Raw genomic sequence first — 19,951 nt, 5'->3', positions numbered from 1 at the left:
TACTGTTCCACCCAATCTGAGGCTCACCCGAAGGGCATGAATTATTGACTGATGCACGACTAAGTGGCCCTCTTAAAGTAAGATCATTCCTCATTAATCCCATAAAACCCATTTTACACTTCCATGTTTTGCTGGCCATCAATGTTCATGGTCGAAATGCGCCAGTTCTCCGGAAAATTATTTTACCACTAACGTCATGACCTTAAGCAAGTACTTGAAAAAAGACTAACTTGCGCTCTTATAATGAGCGGGCTTTGTTATTCATTATGTTGAGTGTGTTTTGTGACGTACAGCCAAAACTGTCGAAAGCGATTGCGTTGATCATTTGCACGAGCACTGCCGAAAAAATTGTTAGACCAATAGGGTTTATTCATGAATTTTTCCTGTTCAGTCGGGCGTGTTATTGGGGTAACATACTGGAAACAGTTCATTTTTTGTCTCACACTTCTTCCGGAAATTTGGTTCATAATAGATAATTCCCAAAACTGGTTAATCTATGGACATTGAAAAGCTATCCACTCGTTCACGTTTTTCGTTTCAGCTCTTCCTTCCCTTGCTAATAATCCTCGGAATATCTGGTTTACTTGCCCCCTCGAGCGTCCTTGCCAATGCGGTTACATCCAAATTGACAATTGAGCAGTCGAAGCCAAATTTGGCGCACGTTGACTTGGGCCCAAAAGGGGAAACTAATGGCGATATGCTTACATTTAATGCCGAAGTGACGACAGACGCTGGGGTTAAAGGCACACTGAGTGGGTTCATATTACTGGTTGCTATAACGAAAGAAAGAGGTGAGTTTTCGGAAGAACGCATTGTCAGCATGGCATTTGATCTAGGAAACGAAGATACGCTGGTGATTTCTGGAAAATCGGTCTATCCATATCGGCATAAACCGCAAATGGACAAAAATAATCCTCAAATTCGAGCAGTGATAGGCGGTACTGGAAAATATATCGGCGCAAGGGGCCAAATTACAACAACTCGCAATGAAGATGAAACGTATTCGCACCTTATTGAACTGATTGACTAGTTCGTCGTTGAAGTACGGGTTAACGAAGGTACTGTCAGTTAGCTCGCTTAAAACCTGAGCCTTCTCAAGCCTGCCGAGTGCGGGTTTTTGTTGGTTGTTCTGTCGTAATCATTACCACCTTGCTTGGGGAAACACCAAACTGCTTGGCAATTTCCACCTCCTATATATTAATTACCAGAAGGACATTGATTTCCTTCAGCAATATCCGCTCCTTGTGAATTGATTTGTCTCGATGTTGGCATCGTCTCGCCCTTCATTGATCTGACGCATCCCGAATAATCCTTTGCCTCTATGCAAAGCTTGTGGATCTTGGGATCAACCTCGGCTAAGGCTGGCACTGAAACCGCAAGCAGTAGTGGTGCTAAAAGGATTTTGATTACTTAGAACCTTTACGCAATAGTAGCTTTTATCCTTGCCATTGAACCGTCTATGATTATTTACTTCCATCTTTTACCTTCCTTCTCGCATTGATTGATGTCTGGCGTTAGGAAGGTTGAGTGAGCCGAGGATTTCACGCCACGGACATTAGACTAGGTGATAAGCAAAAGATAGACTTGCTTTATCGGAGCTTGCTAGACTGCAAAGGACTCTATTTCGATGGGCTCAACTTCAGCGCTAATAGTAAGTCCTGCAATGGTGGCTACCGAAAGGGTAAAAGTTAAAAGTTTTTTACATGCTTTTAATGTCAAGTAATTAAACTAATTATACTTTAAATTTACTCGTCTAAACAAGTAGCACCTCTACAACGCCCCCAAACACCTCTCAGAGCCGCTCTAAAGCGTTGTTAAAGTATTTTCTTCAAGAAAGAATTCAATGCTTCGCAGGAGCATTCAAGAGTTTTGTTGCCTGCTGAATAGCATCAAAGCTGAAACCGGCTACTGCAGCTCGCAATAGCTGCACAAGCAAGGCATTATCACGGCATCTAATCAACGCCTCATGCTGCGTCGTCTCTCCCTGGGGCTGCTGGCTTCTGCCATCTCTCTTGCTTCCCTGCCTGCCATTGCTCAAGAGGAAGGCAGTGCTGATGACCTTGGTGTGATGAGCATCAGTCTTAAGGACGTGGTCAAACCCACCCTTGGCTTTCAAGGCGCATTGCAAGGAGCAGGAACGCCGAACCAAGCAGGCATCGGTGGCTTCTTGCCCCTCTCTGTTGGTGACAACAGCGTCTTCTTTGCTGATGTGCTGCTCAACGCCAACTTTGCTGATTACGGCAATGACAGCAGCATCATCAACACCGATGTTGCAGGCACAACGATTAGTACCTCAACGCGATTGGGTTATCGCTGGCTGAATAGCGACCGCAGCTGGATGTTCGGGCTGAACGGCGGCTATGACAGCCGCCCGATGAATACAGGTGATGCTGATACAGGGGTATCCGTCACAGACAAGAGCAGTGTGTTCTTCCAGCAGCTTGCTTTCAATGCAGAAGCGGTCTCAGACAGTTGGAATTTCAATGCTTATGCCTTAGTTCCAGTCGGTGAGAAAGAAGCTCAACTCAACAGCGTTTATCAAGGCGGTTCACTCAACACCTATGGGCTTGATGTGGGTTACTTCATCACTCCAGTGGTGAATGCTTCTGTTGGGTATTACTACCAAAATGGTGATCTAGGCACGGCTGATGGTTCTGGTGTGCTCGGACGAGTTGCCTATGAAGTCAGCAGTGGCTTAACAGCAGGCGTGAATATCTCCTACGACGAAGCATTTGAGACCAGAGTTTCAGCAGACCTTAAAGTTCGCTTTGGTGGTGCAAGCACAACAGCAAAACGCAAAGAAGTTCAACAACTTCCTGTAATCAATGCCCTAACATCAACACCAAGCAACCGGGATGTGAAGGTGCACGACGATTCGGGGCCGGCGATTGATTATCGGATTTATGAAAATGGCGTGGCGGATTAAGAATCCAACACACACCACTCTGATGACCCTAACCCCCAAAGCCCTTGCAATTGCTGGGGCTTTTTATTTCTTTAGCCAACACCATAAACCCTTAAATCAGCCTTTAATACCTGGCACCATTGCAATGTAGAAAGTTGCCTTGATGGCTTATTTGGAAGGAACTAATCAGAAATAATTTTACGTATTCACAACAAATCTACCCTTGACTTAATTTACTCTAAAGCTATTTATATTCCCTAGCTTAATCACCAAAGCTTGAGTATTTGATCGCCATCACGAATGCCATTTGCCCTTCTAAATCTCACCGCAACTTGATGCCACTCCTCTGGAATTTGATTGAGTCGAATATCAAATGCAAAGGGTAATTTCTGCTGTCCTGGTGAGACCCGGTTCTTCCTGCTTTGACTGCTCCTACCTTTTTCAACTAATCGTTTCAGCATCCTTGAGCCCCAATGGCACCTAGAGCCACCTTTGCTTTTGTGCCGCTAGTACTGGCAGAACCGTGCATATCGCCTGGAACATCCTTTCAGGCTTGATGCCAGTTGCAAAAAGCTGGGGTGCCACTCACTGATGCCATCACATTCCAGCCTTCCGTAATGCCCGTAATTGGAATAGGGGTCATAAAACCCTTTTCTGATTCCTGCTGCCTTTGGATTGGCGTGGATGTAGCGCAATGTATTCAGCACTCGTCTGTGATCTTTTGGTGCAATCGCAGTGGCGTAATACCTTGCCTCCCAAAAATGCCCGCAACGCCCCGATAGGCGATTGAGTGCCATTGCCGCATACCAACCAACCCAATGCATCAGTTTGGGTAACTGTGTGGCATCTAAAGGACGCAGCAGCAGGTGAATGTGATTTGCCATCAGGCACACCCCATACAAATTGTGAGGCACCTTCTGCTGTGCTTTGGCGAGCACTACTAACAGCAGATCACGGCGAATGCGTTTTGAAATCAAGAATGCTCTGCTATTACACCTAAGCGTGATGTGAAAGGAATGCCCCTCGGGTAGATGGCGATGAGGTCCTCTACATCACTCCGTCGCTTGAGGGGTCTGCCGTAGGCAAGCAGCAGGCGGTGGGCGTGGATGACGCTGGATTGGCGGGTCGCTTCTGCCTTCTTGCTGAGGGCAGCGAGCAACCCAACTTCTTTGCCTTTGACGGCAGGTTGATACGACAGCAAAGAAGCATCCAAGATGCCCTGTTGGTGGTCTGCCCAGATTTGAGCAGCGATGGCGGTTGCCTTTGCTTGGGCAACGGGGTCATCCCACCTGCCGATGCGATTGATAAAGCGGTCACGCCCATCCAGGCGAAGACGCACCTGCACCACGCCGTTGTTGTTGCGAAGGGCGGGTGGTTTCTTCATTTGGTGCTGAACATCCAACACAAGAAGTTTCTAAATGCTCTGTGCTGCAGTCATTCTGGTGGATTGTGCTTGATGATTTACGGCGAAAGTGTTGGGTTGTAGCTGTTTGTAGCTCTTGTCTCCCAGATGTAGTCAAACCAGCTTGATATGTAGCTTGTCTAACTATCAAATAGGCGAAAGCGTAGTGCTGGACTGTTTTTTGCCCTATCAAGCTGCTGAGACGCAGTAGTGCATACCCCCTGAGCACCTCTTTAGTACTGTCTCTGCGATACCTATGGGGAGTGGTGGGCCGCAGGTGCTGAAGAGTGAGGCAGCACCGCAGCAAGTAGGTTATTATACCTTTTATCCGCTGTGTACCTTCCTGACTGATGACTTCAGCTGAGCGCAACAACGACTTGATTTCACAACAAGAGAAGCTGGAGTGGGTCACGCCGAAGATTTCGCTGATGAGCGCAGACTCGACAATGAGCAAGGGTACAAAAGCGAAGGCCGAAGCAACCGTATCTTTTCCCTATATAGGGACACTTGTTACCGGCCCCTCCTGACCAGCAAACTAAAACTTCATCCAGCACCAGCAAAACCCAATTGAATCAATTGAATCAACAGGTTCTAAAGGACCTTTGCTGATGACCGCAACGCGAGATGAATTTACAACGAATTGATGAGCACTCAAGAGAAGTAGGAGTGGGTTACCCCGAAGATTTCGCTGATGGAAGCGGAGAATACTGCAGGGAGCACAAAAACCACTGGTAGTGTTGAATACGGCTAACGCATAGATCGCTATGAGGAAGGAAGGGATGCCATACACGGCAGGTCCTTCCTAACTCACTTACCGCAAACCCTGCCACACCTACAAATACCAGTCATCGTAAAGGGTCTGTAAATAACCTTTTTAGTGAGTTGCGGTCATCTAAGGCGTTGATTACCTGGCACAGTTGCCGCTGATTTTGGAATGGTCAGCAGGGTTGAGGGCGCTGCTGATGTTTTATTTGCCAGTAGATAGATAAGTTGCCGCAGCAAAGCAATGGCGACAATAAGTGTAACAAGATAACTGCTTGGCGGTCTATTTATATGTTTATTTTTCCTCCAATACAGCATTCTGTGCCCTAACTGCTATTCAGGCATTCGTCATCTACCCAACGAGGTGCATTGCATTGGCGAAACGTCTGGGCGATGTACTGCCATTCATCTGGTAGTTGCTGCAGCATTGGCAGTCAGATGTTGAGGTATTGGTAAGTGCTTGAGAGATGCCTGAGGGCATTTTTTGATTGGAAACTGGATTATTGATTGACGTGTTCTGCTGCTGCTGGGATGCATACAAAAGAGATGCAATGGCATCCATTTATCCTTTTTGTATAACTGAATACATCTAGAAAGTATCGTTGCTATGCAGATTCATGGTTTTTGTATGATTTTATACACCTACAAAGTGTCTCCGTTCGTTTATGAGGTTTGATTAGTAACTGCGCGTTCTATAGATGACTATCAATCATTCTTCCGCTCTAAACGAAGATTTAGTGCCCGCTCAAGAGAAATTAGAGTGGGTTACCCCAAAGATTTCGCTGATGGAGGTGGAGAATACTGAGAGTAAGAAATATTACACACGAAACGAAAAAGTTACATTTCCAGACAGGGTCTTCATTAGTGGTCCTTCCTAACCAACTTTACCTCAAACCTCGCCACACCTATAAATACCAATCATCGGAAAGGGTCTGCAGAGACCCTTTTTTAGTAAGTTGCGGTCATTTGAGGCGTTGATTACCTGGCACGGATGGCGCTGATTTTGGATTGGGCAGCAGGGTTGAGGGTGCTGCTGATGTTTTATTTGCCAGTAGATGGATAAGTTGCCGCAGCAAAGCAATGGCGACAATAAGTGTAACAAGATAACTGCTTGGCGGTCTATTTATATGTTTATTTTTCCTCCAATACAGCATTCTGTGCCCTAACTGCTATTCAGGCATTCGTCATCTACCCAACGAGGTGCATTGCATTGGCGAAACGTCTGGGCGATGTACTGCCATTCATCTGGTAGTTGCTGCAGCATTGGCAGTCAGATGTTGAGGTATTGGTAAGTGCTTGAGAGATGACTGAGGGCATTTTTTGATTGGAAACTGGATTATTGATTGACGTGTTCTGCGGCAGTTGCATTGCCCTGTTGGGTCTTGCGTGAGCGAGTGCTGAGGAGTGCGGTAGGTGCTGGTCAACCGAGGTAAGGTGGATCAAAATACAACCAATGATTGCTTACTACTGACTTCTTATGACTTCTGCTGACCGCAACGACGACTTAGTTACTCACGAGAAGTTGGAGTGGGTCACCCCGAAGATTTCGCTGATGGAGGCGGAAGATACGGAGGGTAAAAGCTTATTCTTTGACGTGGAGACATTTTATGACAGCAACGGTTTTTCCTGACTTCCCAAAACTGTACCTCAAACCTCGCCACACCTACAAAAACTAGTCAGCGGAAAGTGTCTGAAAGGATCCTTTTTTATTGAGTTGCGGTGATTTGAGGCGTTGATTACCTGGCACGGATTGGGCAGCAGGGTTGAGGGCGCTATTGATGTTTTCTTTGCCAGTAGATAGATAAGTTGCCGCAGCAAAGCAATGGCGACAATAAGTGTAACAAGATAACTGCTTGGCGGTCTATTTATATGTTTATCTCCGCTCCAATGCAGCATTCAGTGCCCTAACTGCTATTCAAGTAGTCATCATCTACCCAGCGTGGTGCATTGCAATGGCGAAAAGGTGCTCGCAACCTGCTGCCAATCTTCTGGTAGTTCCCGCAGCGCAGGCAGGTTGAGTGGCAGTGATTGCTGACCAATGCAGGATCGATGGCGTTTGCTGTTGCCTTGTGCTCTTGCTGTTGTGCATTTGAGTCGGGCAATCAACTTGCTGCCCCATCGTCTGGTTTTGATTGGTTTTGATTTACAGCGGTATTTCCTGCAGAAGTGCTCATACCGCTTGGAGCACCCCGTCAGTGTGGGTGCCAGTTGCAGAAAGGCAGGATGCCACTGGGTGATGCCATCAGTTTCTAATCTGCTGTAGTGCCCGTAGTTGCTATAGGGGTCATAAAATCCTTTCCTTACTCCTGCTGCCTTTGGATTGGCGTGGATATAACGCAACGTACTTAGTGCCCTTTGATGGTCTTTAGGTGCAATCGCAGAGGCGTAATACCTTGCCTCCCAAAAATGCCCGCAACGTCCAGAAAGGCGGTTTAGTGCCATGGCTGAATACCAGCCAATCCAATGCATCAGCTTTGGCAATTCACTTGCATCATCAGGACGCAGAAGCAGATGCAGGTGATTAGCCATCAGGCACACTGCATACAACTTGTGTGGCACCTTCTGCTTGGCTTTAGCGAGCACAGCTAGCAGCACATCCCTTCTCAAGCCTTTGGCAATCAGAAACTTACGGCTATTACACCTGAGTGTGATGTGAAAGGAGTGACCTGCTGGAAGCCGACGAGATGATCGACCCATTGAATCAACAACCAGATTGGTGAATTGTCGCTAACGATCTCCCGACAGAATATTCACTAGCCCCGCAACGAGCAGCGTTTTTTATTGCAGCGGGGAATGCTCTAAGCAGTCGCTTCTCACTAATGACCCTCAACACTCAAATGACGCTGGCTCTGCTGCAGGAGCTGCTAATGGCACTGAGAGCTAATGACGCTGATGGCTTCAAGGGTTGGCTAGCCCTTGGCATTGAAAAGCTTGGAAGGGGTGTAGCGGGTGAGGTTGAGTCGGACTGGATGGTGCCCCTGTTGGTCGAAGAAGAGAGAGACAGGCTGATGGCTTGGCAGCTGGGTGTGAGTCTCTAGTTGTTTGAGATTGGCTAGTGGTGCAAGAAAATAATAAAAATTTGTGAGGTGATTTACATACATGCCGCTCACTTTTATTGCCCCCATAGCCCTATGCCTCTCTAAGACATAGCAAAGAATGACATGAGCAAAAGCCTTTCTCACGGCTTTAAAGACTTTGGTTATTAGGCTTATGGCTTACTACGGCTAGAACTATCCAAGAGCACGACAGAGATCTCTTTTTAGCTACGGATCGCACTTTGAAGCTGACCCTGCGTTGAGAACTGGGTTGTGATTTAGGATCACAACACACCTGCAAACCCATTGCAATCACTAGATCTAAATGCCATCACCCCATCGGAAAGCGATGGCTAGACGGCAGAGGCGCGCTGTAGGCCTGGTGATAAACGAGAGGGATGGCCACTAGCTTTCTAGCTCCTGCAATCGATTTTGATTACTTCCGAATAAGCGTGTGAGGACAGCAAAGCTGAAACTGCCCACTGCAGCTGGCATCACCAGCACAAGCAAGGCATCGTTACAGCATCTAATCAACGCCCCATGCTGCGTCGTCTCTCCCTGGGGGTGTTGGCTTCTGCCATCTCTATTGCTTCTCTTCCTGCCATTGCTCAAGAAGATGGCAGTTTAAATTTTCCCTATCTATATATCACTGGTGCGGCTGGAGCCAATAATCCAACGACCCGAACCAATACAGGTGAAGCAGGAACTTTTGAGGAATATACAAATCCTGGTGCATCTACAGAGTTAGGATTAGGGGTGGATTTTGATGGTTTGAGAATCGAGGCAACTTATGCCCTCGATGCAAGTCAATTGAGTGGATACACCAACGTTAGAGGTATTGATTTTGATTATATTTCAGGCGGAGAAGTCCGAAAGCAATCAGCTTTCATGAGCGGATACTGGGATATTTTTCGAAGGAAGAGTTGGACCCCATACCTTGGCGCAGGAATAGGGTATTCAAATTTAGATGTACGAAATTTTTCCGATCCAGGTCTCTCTTATAAGGCATTCAATCGTTCCCTATGGGGGTATCAATTAAAAGCTGGTATGTCTGTTAATGTTTCAGCAAGCTCAAAACTCTTCGCTGAAGGTATTTATAGAGCTACATCTCGTTTCAGCACGAATGATGGATTCAATGACTGGAATAATGCTTCTTGGAGTAGCTGGGGAGGTCAGCTAGGGATACGAGTAGCACTTTAATTTTTACTTCTGAATTGATTTATAGGCAACTATCAAATCTTGCAATGTTGACCTGTGCGGTTAGTACCAACATCATTAATTGGTTTTTGAATTAAAGCCATATTGCAATCGCAAGGCAAAAACAGGGGCGTAGGCGTCGCCAATTATCTCCCTGCTGAATATTCACTAGCCCCGCCACGAGCGGGTTTTCTATTGCAGTGGGGAATGTTTTAAGTAGTTGCTTCTCACTAATGACCCTTGAAACCCAGATGACGCTGGCCCTACCTCAGTAGCTGATGATGTCACTAATGGCTAATGACGCTGATGGCTTGGCAGCTGGGTGTGAGTCGCTAGTTGTTTGAGATTGGCTAGTGGTGCAAGAAAATAATAAAAATTTGTGAGGTGATTTACATACATGCCGCTCACTTTTATTGCCCCCATAGCCCTATGCCTCTCTAAGACATAGCAAAGAATGACATGAGCAAAAGCCTTTCTCACGGCTTTAAAGACTTTGGTTATTAGGCTTATGGCTTACTACGGCTAGAACTATCCAAGAGCACGACAGAGATCTCTTTTTAGCTACGGATCGCACTTTGAAGCTGACCCTGCGTTGAGAACTGGGTTGTGATTTAGGATCACAACACACCTGCAAACCCATTGCAATCACTAGATCTAAATGCCATCACCCCATCGGGAAGCGATGGCTCGACGGCAGAGGTGCGCTGTAGGCCTGGTGATAAACGAGGGGGATGGCCACTAGTTTTCAAAGCTCTTTAATAGTTTTGATTGAAAGCAAACAACCGCATCAATCAGCTGCGTAGTGGCTAAGAGTGGATGGAGATGGCTTGATTGGTTGCCTGAGGCGCACTCTTCTCTTCGTAGCACTGGGCCTATCGGGGCTTGCTTCAACGATGACTGCAGACGCTTCGATGCATGCACAGATTCAAAGCTACGCAGAAATGGTTTGCGGGACAAACCTGAAAACAGGACATCCTGAAGAAGCGTCGGCAAAGAAGCGATGCATCTCTGGATTAATGAGGATTGGCAAAAATGCTTTTAAGCTCGCCTCACCAAGCATCCAAAAATGTAAGCAAGAATCAGATTTCTTTTATGCATTAGAGACTCACCATAGATAGAGATGAGATTAAACAAGCAGCGAGGGAACATGGACGTGAAATCAAAACGATGTCTAAGACTCCTCATCACATCAACAGTCCAAGGCTCGATAGATTAGGAGAAGCCATCCAAAAAGTCCTTAGACAAAGGGCTATTTTTTGGTCAAACAATTCTAAAACCTGGGGATGCAAAGGTAGAAATTAATATGGCTATTACTAAATCAAAAATGAATTATTGGTGATGCGCCAGGGGTTTTACAATGGTGATCTTGATGAATTAATTGACACGCCAAAGCATGAGGGATGACATGCAGTTCAACACCGTTGTCGCAATGGAGTGCCTTATCTTGATGACGAGAAAATCGCATCACGCCTACCACAACGTGATGCAATCAATGTCCATAGCTATCACCCAAAGCAACAAAGGCTAGAGAGCGAGGCAAGAGTGATGACAAAGATCGATGATGCGCGGTGGATTCAATTAGTTAAACATGAATGCAAAGGGAAAGAGAAAGGGAAAAGGCCATACAAGCCAGATCTAGGCTTTCCCTACTCAACTTTTTAAGCACTAAAAGCAATCATAAAACCATTGCATCTTGCATTGACGCAACAGGATTGATTGACGAATACCTATAGGAATTACGAAGTGACCGAATCAACAATCTGCTCTTTGAAGAGCTGAATGGTCACGATTTTGTCCAACCCTTCATGAGCACAACTAGGGCAAATAGCAGTTTTGACCCGTCTGAACTGCGGAGGTAGCGGGACACGCATTGAGCAGATGCGGCAGGGCAGTTCATTTCTCATCACAAAAACATTCACTTTCAACCGAACCTTGAAATCCACATTCCTTCCATAAGGTCGTCCTCAAGATCACAGTGCTGACGCACGAACTCCTCAGCCTCACTCTTGGACGGCTCGATCTCCAGCCGCCTGTTCGCCAGCATCAACAGGTTCGAAGCCAAGTGACTAACGAGAGAGTCTCTCGATTCTGCATAGCCCTCCGCATTACTTGGTGCAGCTCCAGTTTCGTATTCCAGTTTGATGTGAAACCTCAGGTTTCTGTCAAAAACAAGCTCTGAAGCTTCACGCCAAGCCTTGGTGCTTTTGCTAGCGACACGTCTCTTTCGAAACTCAGCGATCAAGTAGGCAAGAAATGCTGAGACAACAAGGCAAGCAAGCGCACTCATCAGATCCCAGTATCACCACCAATGTGATGAGCTTCAGTGTTGAAGGACTGCTCGAGGTGCTCGACAGAGCGCTCAAATACGACCCTTCGTCGCTGCAGGTTCAGCTCTTGCTGATGCGTTGCGCTATCTATTTGTTGTTGTCCACCGTTCATCATTTCCGTATAGGAAAGAGCCCTGGGCTTGCTCGGCTTTTTGGGTTCGTCCAAGTGTTTCGTCTCAGCGATGAAGGCAGGAATGACTCACCTTCATATTATTCGTACGTACTTGAGCACAACGGGATAATAGTTTGTGGCTTTGGCCGTTTTGACCTCAACGCTTGCATCTGGGATGAAACTGGAGCCCCACAAGACTCGCAGTTTCAGGTTCTAGGCATCCATCAAAAAGTGATGAAATCCGTTGATGAGCAGCAGCTGATCGATCCATCAGAACGTTGGAGACATCCGGCGGGTGAGATTACGCAGCTTGCGCAGCGACTTCAATTCCACCTGGCGGACGCGTTCACGCGAAACATCGAGCAAACGGCCAATTTGAGCCAAGGTGTGGCGCTCGTTGCCGTTTAATCCAAAACGGAGCGTGAGCACGTGTTGCTCTTGCTCACTGAGATGACTCAACCAGCGGCCGAGTTGTTCATGGTGAATGCGCTGCTCAACCTTGTCGAGTGGTTCTTCCGCAGAAGAATCAGCAATCAAATCACCAAGGAAGCTGCGACCATCTTCTCCATTCACGGGAGCATCAAGACTGCTGGTGGTGAGCGCTTGGCGCAGCAAGGAGTCGAGCTCCTCAACAGGCATGTCCAGCGCCTCCGAAATCTCGAGACGACTCGGCATCGCTCCGAGCTTGTGAGCTAAATCCAAACTCACCTTGCGGATCGTGGTGAGACGCTCGCTCAAGTGCACCGGGAGGCGAATGGTGCGTGACTGACAAGCGATTGCCCGCGTCATGCTCTGGCGAATCCACCAGAAGGCGTAGGTCGAAAACTTATAGCCGCGGGTTGGGTCAAATTTCTCAACAGCCCGTTCCAAGCCCAGCGATCCCTCCTGGATGAGATCGAGAAGCTCAAGGCCTTTGCCTTGATATTTCTTCGCGACGCTCACCACAAGACGAAGGTTGGCCTTCATCATCCTCTGCTTCGCACGCTGACCAACGCGAATCAAGCGTCGATCCTTGGAACTGAACTCCTCGCTGTCAGCAGAGACCGAGCCGTCCTGCGTGAGCTCCATGAACTTCTGAACCTGATTTCCAAGCTCAATTTCTTCAGCAGCGGTCAGTAGTGGTATTCGGCCAATCGTCGAGAGGTACCAACTAATCGGGTCACTGCTTCTGCGTCTCTGGGTCTCGGAGGTCCGAGCTGTTGAGGAAACCATGTCAACTCGTCTCTTGGGCGTGGAGAGACTTTCCTATGAAAAAACGATAAACCCAAATGTTTTCAGAAACCCTCCATATTCGTGAAAGGAAAACGACACATTTGCGCGTTTTGAATTGTGTGCATTTTCAAACTTCATCAATTTTTTAATTATTAATTCGCGCAAATCTGACGGGTGAGCGCAGCAAGGGTTTGGCCAATCTCACTGGCACTCGTGGCTTCTTCACTGGTTTGTGACGCCTCAGCATGGAGCAAAGCGGCGCTGGCAAGGACTGTTCCCCGCGGCTCCTCTCCGCAAGCCCAGCAGCGCGCACCCCAGCCAACAGCAAATCCAGCCAACAGATCGCCCAGGCCTGTGCGAGCCACCTGCACCGAGGTGTCAACAAGTTGATGCACCACCCCATTCGGATCGGCAATCACCGAATGAGCCCCCTTAAGCAAGACAACGGCTCCGCTTTCTGCCGCAGCCGATTGCGCGCTCTCCAGCGGCTCCAGCCTGCTGAAGTCAGGGAAAAGCCTTGCAAATTCGCTGGGATGCGGGGTGATCCAGGTTGGGAACTCACGCTCACAAAGCCAGCGCCAGCCGTGCTTCGAGGCGGCCAAGGCATTGAGCCCATCGGCATCGAGCACGAGCAGCCCCTCGAACGACAGCAAGGGCTCTGCCCAGGCATCCCACTGCCCGTCTAACGCACCAATCCCAGGCCCCAGCAACAGCGCATCCAAACGGGAGAGATCGGCATCAGCCAGCCATGGCCCCCAGGGCAATCCCCCCGAGGCGGTGGCTGGCAATCCCGCCGACAGCACCAACTCAGGAATCCATTGCCAGATGGCATCAGCAACGGCCTCAGGCAAGGCCGCTCTCAGACTTCCCACCCCACTGGCCATGGCCCCTTGTGCCGCCAGGAGTGCTGCGCCGCGATAGCGCTCGCTTCCTGCCACCAACAGCACACGGCCGCGCTGATATTTCATCGCCGTTGGCGCATCTTGGGGAACCGGCAGGGTTGCCAGATCCTTTGCCATCACCCGCAGCAAAGCCGCTGGCCTCAGTTGCTCGATCAACTGGGAGGGGACACCCGGATCCAAGCGATGCACCCGCCCCACGTTGGCCAGAGCTGCGTCCTGAACCAACCCCCGTTTCACCAGGCCCACGCACAACGTGTCGGAGGCCACCGCCCCTCCGCCTGCCTCGACCCGGCCGTGGTTGGAATGCATCCCCGCAGGCACATCCAAGCTGATCAGCCGGCCGGGCTGAACACGCTCGCGTTCGCTGAGCAACAACGCCAATCCTTCCAGTAGTGGACGGTGCTGTCCCAAGCCAAACAGAGCCTCCACCCAGAGACCTGAATCCCTTGGATCCGGCTCCGTCTTCAAAACTGATGTGCCAAGCCACTCGAGATGACGCCAATGCGTTTGGGTGAGTGCTTGACGGAGCGGCAGCGGCGCCCACAGCCTGACCTCCACTCCGGCATGCAGCAGTCGTCTCGCCACCACCAACCCATCACCACCGTTGTGGCCAGGTCCCACCAACACCAATACGCCCTGGTCCAAACGCTTTGGCCTCTGAAGACACCACTCAGCCATCGCTTGGCCAACGGCCTCCATCAAGGCGGCAACGGGCAAACCACTGCCCAGCCATTCCTGCTCCAAGGCCAACATTTGTTCGGCACTGACCAGCCAGTGCTCCGCATCTAGGGGAGGCCAGACCAAGCCAAAAACAGACGGGGCCCTCACTATGGAGTGATACAGCGATGCCCGCCCATGTCGGCCGAGGCCATGATGAGCACCCTTACAGCAACCCCAGCCGGTGCCGAGGCCCTGGAGCGATTGCGCCAATGGCCTGGAGAGCATCGTGTGGCCGTCGGCCTTTCCGGCGGGGTAGACAGCTCACTCACCGCAGCATTGATGGTGGAAGCCGGCTGGGAGGTGGAGGGCCTCACGCTCTGGCTGATGAGCGGGAAAGGAGCATGCTGCGCCGAAGGCTTGGTGGATGCTGCCGGAATCTGTGAACAACTCGGGGTGCCCCACCACGTGGTGGATTCAAGGGATACGTTCGTTCGCGAAATCGTTCAAGGCTTGGTGGATGGCTACCGGGCTGGCATCACACCCCTGCCCTGTTCGAAATGCAACCGGGCTGTGAAATTCGGGCCGATGCTCGCCTGGGCCGAACGGGAACGCAATCTTCCAAGAATCGCCACAGGCCATTACGCCCGCATCCGTCTGGGCAAGGAAGACGGCCGCTGGAAACTGTTGCGAGGTCTCGACAGCCGCAAAGACCAGAGTTATTTCCTCTATGACCTGCCCCAGGAGGTCTTGGCGCGCGTGGTCTTCCCACTCGGTGAACTCACCAAGGCCGACACCCGCCTTGAAGCCGGGCGCCACGGATTACGCACCGCCGACAAGCCAGAAAGCCAAGACCTTTGCCTGGCCGATCACCACGGCTCTATGCGCGCGTTCCTTGATGCCTACCTTCCGCCACGGGACGGCGAAATCGTGCTGCAAGACGGGACGGTGGTCGGACAGCACGACGGCATTGAACATTTCACCATTGGTCAGCGCAAAGGCTTAGGAATTGCCTGGAGTGAACCGCTGCATGTGGTGAAACTCGATGCCGCCATGAACCAGGTGGTGGTCGCCACGAGGGCAGAAGCTGGCCGCACAGGCTGCGAGGTTGGCGCTGTGAACTGGGTCTCGATCGCCGCACCCCCACTCGGCTCAGCCATGGAGGTGGAGGTGCAAGTGCGCTACCGCAGCGAACCCGTGCGTGCCCATCTCACCTGCATCGAAGCCAATGCTGAAGATCAAGCCGGAAATCGCCCTAATCGCTGCAAGCTCACCTTCCAGGAGCCACAGTTTTCGATCACGCCTGGTCAAGGGGCGGTGTTTTACGACGGCGAGGCCGTGCTGGGCGGGGGCCTGATCGACTCGCCGATTTGATCAACACCAGCGACGAGGCTCCGATGGTCAACAGCAGGGGCGCCTCTCCCCAGCGCACATATCCCGTCAAACCCTTTTGGGGTTGAAATGGCACCACCAACAGGCCTGGATCAAACGACGCCAAGCGCTGAGCAACCTGCCCAGTCGTTCGGATCATGGCCGTTGGACCGGTATTCGCTGTTGATAACAGCGGTCTGGCCGTTTCCAAACTGCGCAGCTGAGCCAAAGCCAAATACTGCTGCTGAAGGAGGCGGGGATAGGGGTCAAGGTTGGCTGCAGCAAGGATCCACTCCGCCCCATCTGCCACGGCGCGAGCTAAGGCCGCTCCGTTGCTGATCTCGTAGCAGATGGCAACGGCAGCGGGTGGACCGCCCCAACGCCACAGCCTGGATGGCTCTCCAGCCTCCAGGCCGCCGATGGCCGAAAGGCCGCTGAGGCCTGGCCAGGACGGAACCCACTCCCCCAATGGAACCAGTCGATGCTTATCAATCGAGGCCACCGGAGTGGTGCCTCCAGCCTCCACCAAAACCATGGCGCTGTGCTGACGTCCCCGCGACCAACGAAACCCCCCGCTCATCAATGGAATCGGAGCCGGTGCGCTGAGGGAATCGTTGAGCGGCAATGTGCCTTCTGGTGCCATCAGCCAGTCCGCAGCAGCGGCATCAGCCTCTTGAAGCGCAGCTTGTAGGCGTCCGGGCAGATCCCGTTGGCGTTGCGCAGAAAATTTTTCACGGGTGGGAATGGCGGGTTGCCAGAGGCCAACGCTGTACTCCGACAGATCGGCTTGCCCTCCAATCATTGGAGGGGTCTGCAGCAGCCGGGCCCCTACCCCGTGAACAACAACAAGGCTCAGCAGGCCGCCAGCGAGCAGTCCAGGCCAACCCGAGTCTCTCCGAGACATCGTGAGCAAACGCCACAGCCACCAGCCGAGCAACAGTTGCAGAGCAGCCAGTCCGCCCTCACCGATCCAGCGACTCAACGCAGCGAGGGGTGGATCGGCCGGAAGCACACTGCCACCGACGCCAATCCAAAACACAGGGCTTTGCGATAGGGCCACTTCCGCCAACCCCCAAACAGCCGCAGCCAGCACGGCATGGCTCAAGCTTCCCCGCAAGGGCAGGCGGTTCACAAGACCACTCCAACAGGCCAGCAACAGGGCGGCCAGCAGGGCACAGGCCAACCAGATCCCAGCAGCCACTGGCAGGCTGAGCCAGGCGGGAACACCGATCCACATCAAGGGATGCAACCCCAGCAACCAGCGATGGCTCACGAGGACGGCCACTCCACCCCAGAGCGCGGAGGCCAGAGAACTAGGAGACGCGGCCCAGAGCAGAGCCAGAGCCGGCACCATCCACCAAGGGCCCGACATCGTCAGGGCAACGCCTGCCAACAGTCCCCCCAGCAGCCCCTGCAAAAGCACCAGGGATCGGTCATTTCCCATGGTCAGTGGCGGGAGATCAAGCCATCCTGAATCCAGACGCGCCCGTATGGCTATGGATACCGGTAATCCCCTGCAACAGCTTCTTCTTCGAGGACTCGGCACCACAACGCTTGTTGCCGATCGGCTGCGTTACGTCACCCAGGAATGGGTAAGCAGCGGCCGCCTTGATTCAACCCATGCCTCGGCCCTTGTGGAGGATGTGCTCAAGGCTTTGCGCGGCGAAACACCAGAACTCGAGCAGCAGATGGGCCGCAACCTCGAACGCAATCGCGACAACATCATCCAGGACCTCGGTTTGGCCAGTCAGCGAGAACTGGATGAGCTGCGCGGAAGAATCGATCGCCTTGAGCAGCAGTTACGCCAGAAAGAGCGCGAGGAATGAACTGCCAGAATTGGATTGAATCGAGCAGAAATCTGTGCGCGAGATCTTGATCAGCACCGCTGTGTTTGTGTCCTGTCTGATGGTGGCGTTCATCAGCCAATTGGTGTCGCCCTCCACGGTGATTGCCGCAACGCCATCCACCATGGCCAGCAGCAATGCGACGACTGTCCAAGAGGCTGTCGTTCAGGCCGTGGCCAATCCCATGGAACTCGACCCCGACAACCCCAATCCCACTTTGTTTGCGATGGCTGCCGATACCAACCTGGCTGACGCCTCAGCCCTCGGCGGTCCGATGGAAGCAGAGAAACCTCAGGTCACCGCGAGTGGCCTAAAAATCACCGATCTCGTTGTGGGCACTGGTGACGTAGCCAGCTCTGGACAAAACGTGGTGGTGAACTACCGCGGCACCCTCGAAGACGGCACGCAATTTGATGCCAGCTATGACCGTGGCACCCCGTTTGAATTTCCGCTTGGGGCCGGTCGGGTGATCAAGGGTTGGGATGAAGGCGTGCAAGGCATGAAAGTGGGCGGAAAGCGCAAGCTGGTGATCCCCCCTGACCTCGGCTACGGCAAGCGTGGTGCAGGCCGCGTGATCCCTCCAAACGCAACCCTGATTTTTGAAGTGGAACTACTAGACATCAAAAAGTGATCCCTAAGAAGGTCATCCATAGGTAGGCTTGTCGAACCGAAAATTCTGTTTCAAACCCGATGCTTCGCTCGGCTCTATCAGCGATCGTTCGCTCCTTGCCCGCTTCCACCGTTGAAGCCCACTGCGACGGACCCTGCGGTGTGTATGACCCTGCTTCAGCTCGTGTTCACGCTGAAGCAGTGCTCGCGATGACCAAGAAGCTCAAGGCGCTTGAGGCTCCTGCTTCTGCTGGAGACCACCACGCTGCTCTCAACACCTTTGCTCGCTTCGTTGCGGTCAAGGAAGATGAAGCCCAAAAGACCAAGAAAGAACTCTTGATCCTCTGGACCGACTACTTCAAGCCCGAGCACCTGGCAACGTTCCCCGATCTCCACGACACCTTCTGGAAAGCGGCGAAAGTTTGCAGCGCTTGCAAGGTGCATATCGACCAAGGCAAAGCGGAAGAGCTTCTCGCTGCTGTTGAGAAAATTCACGGCATGTTCTGGCAGTCCAAGGGCCGCAGTGATGCCTGGGTCACCGCCTCCTGAGTCAGGTTCTGAGCTCTTCATCAGGATCTCAATCATCTCTTGCAGCAGTGGGTCTTCTCGACCTACTGCTGTTTTTTTGTGGCCGGCGACGCGTCATGCAAGTGAAGGGGTATTCGATGTGGCCAACGCTGAAACCCAAGGACCGCGTCATCGTGCGGCCCCTCAATCAACAAACTGAGCTCCCCGCCATTGGATCCATCATCGTTTGCATCCATCCCCAACAGCCTTCACTCCGGGTGATCAAACGGCTGAGCTCTGTCGCTGACAATCAGATCACCATCCTCGGTGACTGTCCAGATGCCAGCACAGACAGCCGGCAATGGGGAAGCATTTCGCAGAGCTGCTTAATCGGAGAAGTTGTGGCCCTCGCCTCAACGCCGTTAAAACAAGGCAGCTGATGTTTTCTGGAGCCAGATCGCTCCTGTCACGATCGACAATCCACCGGTACAGCCCACTAACAGCGGCAGGAAACGAGCGCTGCTGCGCATCGTGAGCATCGAGAGGGTGCTCACCACGGCGAGCATCGCGCCCATTGACCCGCACAAATAAGCAACCAAATACAAAACGGCACCATGAACCGGCAGCGCAAGCGCTGGGATCACGGCCAACAAATGCCCGGCACCAGCCAAGCCATGGAGCAAGCCAAGGCCCGATGCCGCATGCGCATGGCGGCGATGGTTGCTTTGCCCGCGAAGATGCAGATGGAGATGGCGATGCAAGGCCGAACCATCATGGTGATGGTCATGGGTATGCAACTCCAAGCCAAACGCGGTTCGAATGGCGAGAGCGCCAATCACAAGCAACGACACCCCCACTAAAAATTCAGCCCATGCCGAAATGCTTTCGGCGTGGATCAGATCTTTAAAAAAGATCGCAACAACACCGAGCAACACCACCCCAAGCGAGTGGCCACCGCCCCAAGCCATTCCTGACTTCACGGCCTGCAACGGTCGCCTTAGGGAAAAGGGGGCCATCGCGACCAAATGATCAGCACCCCCAACAACGTGCACAGCACCTGCCGCGAAGCCCGTCAGAACACTGATCAGCAAGTCGCGATCCCAAGATTC

General features: G+C 51.6%; 20 protein-coding genes and 1 pseudogene. 12 read left to right on the top strand and 9 right to left on the bottom strand.

What is annotated here, in order from left to right:
• Positions 1-496 precede the first annotated feature (496 nt).
• Both SynSYN20_RS04085 and SynSYN20_RS04080 read left to right on the top strand, forming a co-directional pair.
• The gene (locus SynSYN20_RS04085; protein ID WP_186524836.1) at positions 497-1,030 is read left to right on the top strand and encodes a hypothetical protein; all 534 of its coding nucleotides are present in this window, start codon (positions 497-499) and stop codon (positions 1,028-1,030) included.
• Between the two features lie 936 nt (positions 1,031-1,966).
• On the top strand, positions 1,967-2,926 hold the full coding sequence (locus SynSYN20_RS04080) for a carbamoyl-phosphate synthase (RefSeq protein WP_186524835.1): 960 nt from the start codon (positions 1,967-1,969) through the stop codon (positions 2,924-2,926).
• Between the two features lie 245 nt (positions 2,927-3,171).
• Here the strand turns inward: SynSYN20_RS04080 and SynSYN20_RS04075 are convergent.
• Together SynSYN20_RS04075 and SynSYN20_RS04070 are read right to left on the bottom strand one after the other, a co-directional pair.
• Positions 3,172-3,912, bottom strand: a pseudogene (locus SynSYN20_RS04075) (transposase).
• Positions 3,879-4,289: a hypothetical protein gene (locus SynSYN20_RS04070; RefSeq protein ID WP_186524834.1), complete on the bottom strand. Its 411-nt coding sequence runs from the start codon at positions 4,287-4,289 to the stop codon at positions 3,879-3,881. Before SynSYN20_RS04070 ends, SynSYN20_RS04075 begins: the two are co-directional and overlap by 34 nt.
• Before the next feature lie 368 nt (positions 4,290-4,657).
• Here SynSYN20_RS04070 and SynSYN20_RS04065 point away from each other — a divergent pair, with 368 nt between their 5' ends.
• Together SynSYN20_RS04065 and SynSYN20_RS04060 are read left to right on the top strand one after the other, a co-directional pair.
• Positions 4,658-4,834 (top strand): hypothetical protein, encoded by a 177-nt coding sequence (locus SynSYN20_RS04065; protein ID WP_186524833.1) that lies wholly within the window; start codon positions 4,658-4,660, stop codon positions 4,832-4,834.
• 1,712 nt (positions 4,835-6,546) lie between these two features.
• Positions 6,547-6,699 carry a hypothetical protein gene (locus tag SynSYN20_RS04060; protein ID WP_186524832.1) on the top strand — a complete coding sequence of 51 codons (153 nt, stop codon included), beginning with the start codon at positions 6,547-6,549 and terminating at the stop codon, positions 6,697-6,699.
• A gap of 296 nt (positions 6,700-6,995) precedes the next feature.
• On the opposite strand, the gene SynSYN20_RS04055 is transcribed toward SynSYN20_RS04060, so the two are convergent.
• Positions 6,996-7,766 carry a transposase gene (locus SynSYN20_RS04055; protein ID WP_186524831.1) on the bottom strand — a complete coding sequence of 257 codons (771 nt, stop codon included), beginning with the start codon at positions 7,764-7,766 and terminating at the stop codon, positions 6,996-6,998.
• A gap of 122 nt (positions 7,767-7,888) precedes the next feature.
• Between SynSYN20_RS04055 and SynSYN20_RS04050 the strand changes: the two genes are divergently transcribed.
• From SynSYN20_RS04050 to SynSYN20_RS04040, 3 genes are all read left to right on the top strand, one after another.
• Positions 7,889-8,107 (top strand): hypothetical protein, encoded by a 219-nt coding sequence (locus SynSYN20_RS04050; protein ID WP_186524830.1) that lies wholly within the window; start codon positions 7,889-7,891, stop codon positions 8,105-8,107.
• Positions 8,108-8,644: 537 nt separating this feature from the next.
• Positions 8,645-9,304: an outer membrane protein gene (locus SynSYN20_RS04045; protein WP_186524829.1), complete on the top strand. Its 660-nt coding sequence runs from the start codon at positions 8,645-8,647 to the stop codon at positions 9,302-9,304.
• An 890-nt stretch (positions 9,305-10,194) separates the two neighbouring features.
• Positions 10,195-10,419, top strand: coding sequence for a hypothetical protein (locus SynSYN20_RS04040; RefSeq protein ID WP_186524828.1), 225 nt, complete (start codon positions 10,195-10,197; stop codon positions 10,417-10,419).
• An 803-nt stretch (positions 10,420-11,222) separates the two neighbouring features.
• On the opposite strand, the gene SynSYN20_RS04035 is transcribed toward SynSYN20_RS04040, so the two are convergent.
• The 4 genes from SynSYN20_RS04035 to SynSYN20_RS04020 form a co-directional block, all read right to left on the bottom strand.
• On the bottom strand, positions 11,223-11,588 hold the full coding sequence (locus tag SynSYN20_RS04035) for a hypothetical protein (protein ID WP_186524827.1): 366 nt from the start codon (positions 11,586-11,588) through the stop codon (positions 11,223-11,225).
• Positions 11,588-11,794, bottom strand: coding sequence for a hypothetical protein (locus SynSYN20_RS04030; RefSeq protein WP_186525752.1), 207 nt, complete (start codon positions 11,792-11,794; stop codon positions 11,588-11,590). Before SynSYN20_RS04030 ends, SynSYN20_RS04035 begins: the two co-directional genes overlap by 1 nt.
• A 216-nt stretch (positions 11,795-12,010) precedes the next feature.
• Positions 12,011-12,952 carry an RNA polymerase sigma factor, RpoD/SigA family gene (locus tag SynSYN20_RS04025; protein ID WP_186524826.1) on the bottom strand — a complete coding sequence of 314 codons (942 nt, stop codon included), beginning with the start codon at positions 12,950-12,952 and terminating at the stop codon, positions 12,011-12,013.
• A gap of 152 nt (positions 12,953-13,104) precedes the next feature.
• Entirely contained in the window at positions 13,105-14,607 is a 1,503-nt protein-coding gene (locus SynSYN20_RS04020) for an NAD(P)H-hydrate dehydratase (protein ID WP_255476412.1), read from the bottom strand.
• Between the two features lie 102 nt (positions 14,608-14,709).
• Between SynSYN20_RS04020 and mnmA the strand changes: the two genes are divergently transcribed.
• Positions 14,710-15,885 (top strand): tRNA 2-thiouridine(34) synthase MnmA, encoded by a 1,176-nt coding sequence (gene mnmA, locus SynSYN20_RS04015; RefSeq protein WP_370586704.1) that lies wholly within the window; start codon positions 14,710-14,712, stop codon positions 15,883-15,885.
• On the opposite strand, the gene SynSYN20_RS04010 is transcribed toward mnmA, so the two are convergent.
• Positions 15,809-17,326 carry an apolipoprotein N-acyltransferase gene (locus SynSYN20_RS04010; protein WP_186524825.1) on the bottom strand — a complete coding sequence of 506 codons (1,518 nt, stop codon included), beginning with the start codon at positions 17,324-17,326 and terminating at the stop codon, positions 15,809-15,811. The genes mnmA and SynSYN20_RS04010 overlap by 77 nt on opposite strands.
• 52 nt (positions 17,327-17,378) lie before the next feature.
• Here SynSYN20_RS04010 and SynSYN20_RS04005 point away from each other — a divergent pair, with 52 nt between their 5' ends.
• From SynSYN20_RS04005 to sodX, 4 genes are read left to right on the top strand one after another with little or no spacing between them, the layout of a single operon-like run.
• Positions 17,379-17,708 carry a phasin family protein gene (locus SynSYN20_RS04005; protein ID WP_186525430.1) on the top strand — a complete coding sequence of 110 codons (330 nt, stop codon included), beginning with the start codon at positions 17,379-17,381 and terminating at the stop codon, positions 17,706-17,708.
• A 34-nt stretch (positions 17,709-17,742) separates the two neighbouring features.
• Complete coding sequence (locus SynSYN20_RS04000) at positions 17,743-18,357, top strand: FKBP-type peptidyl-prolyl cis-trans isomerase (RefSeq protein ID WP_186524824.1); 615 nt, start codon at positions 17,743-17,745, stop codon at positions 18,355-18,357.
• A gap of 59 nt (positions 18,358-18,416) precedes the next feature.
• Positions 18,417-18,884, top strand: coding sequence for a superoxide dismutase, Ni (gene sodN / locus SynSYN20_RS03995; protein ID WP_186524823.1), 468 nt, complete (start codon positions 18,417-18,419; stop codon positions 18,882-18,884).
• A 47-nt stretch (positions 18,885-18,931) separates the two neighbouring features.
• Positions 18,932-19,282: a nickel-type superoxide dismutase maturation protease gene (gene sodX / locus SynSYN20_RS03990; RefSeq protein ID WP_222929752.1), complete on the top strand. Its 351-nt coding sequence runs from the start codon at positions 18,932-18,934 to the stop codon at positions 19,280-19,282.
• Here sodX and SynSYN20_RS03985 read toward each other — a convergent pair.
• Positions 19,265-19,933 carry a hydantoin utilization protein A gene (locus tag SynSYN20_RS03985; protein WP_186524822.1) on the bottom strand — a complete coding sequence of 223 codons (669 nt, stop codon included), beginning with the start codon at positions 19,931-19,933 and terminating at the stop codon, positions 19,265-19,267. The two genes, sodX and SynSYN20_RS03985, sit on opposite strands and share 18 nt — an antisense overlap.
• Between the last annotated feature and the right edge of the window lie 18 nt (positions 19,934-19,951).

The sequence above is a fragment of the Synechococcus sp. SYN20 genome, from assembly GCF_014279555.1.
GTDB lineage: Bacteria > Cyanobacteriota > Cyanobacteriia > PCC-6307 > Cyanobiaceae > Synechococcus_C.
This window is presented reverse-complemented; position numbering and strand designations above follow the sequence as displayed.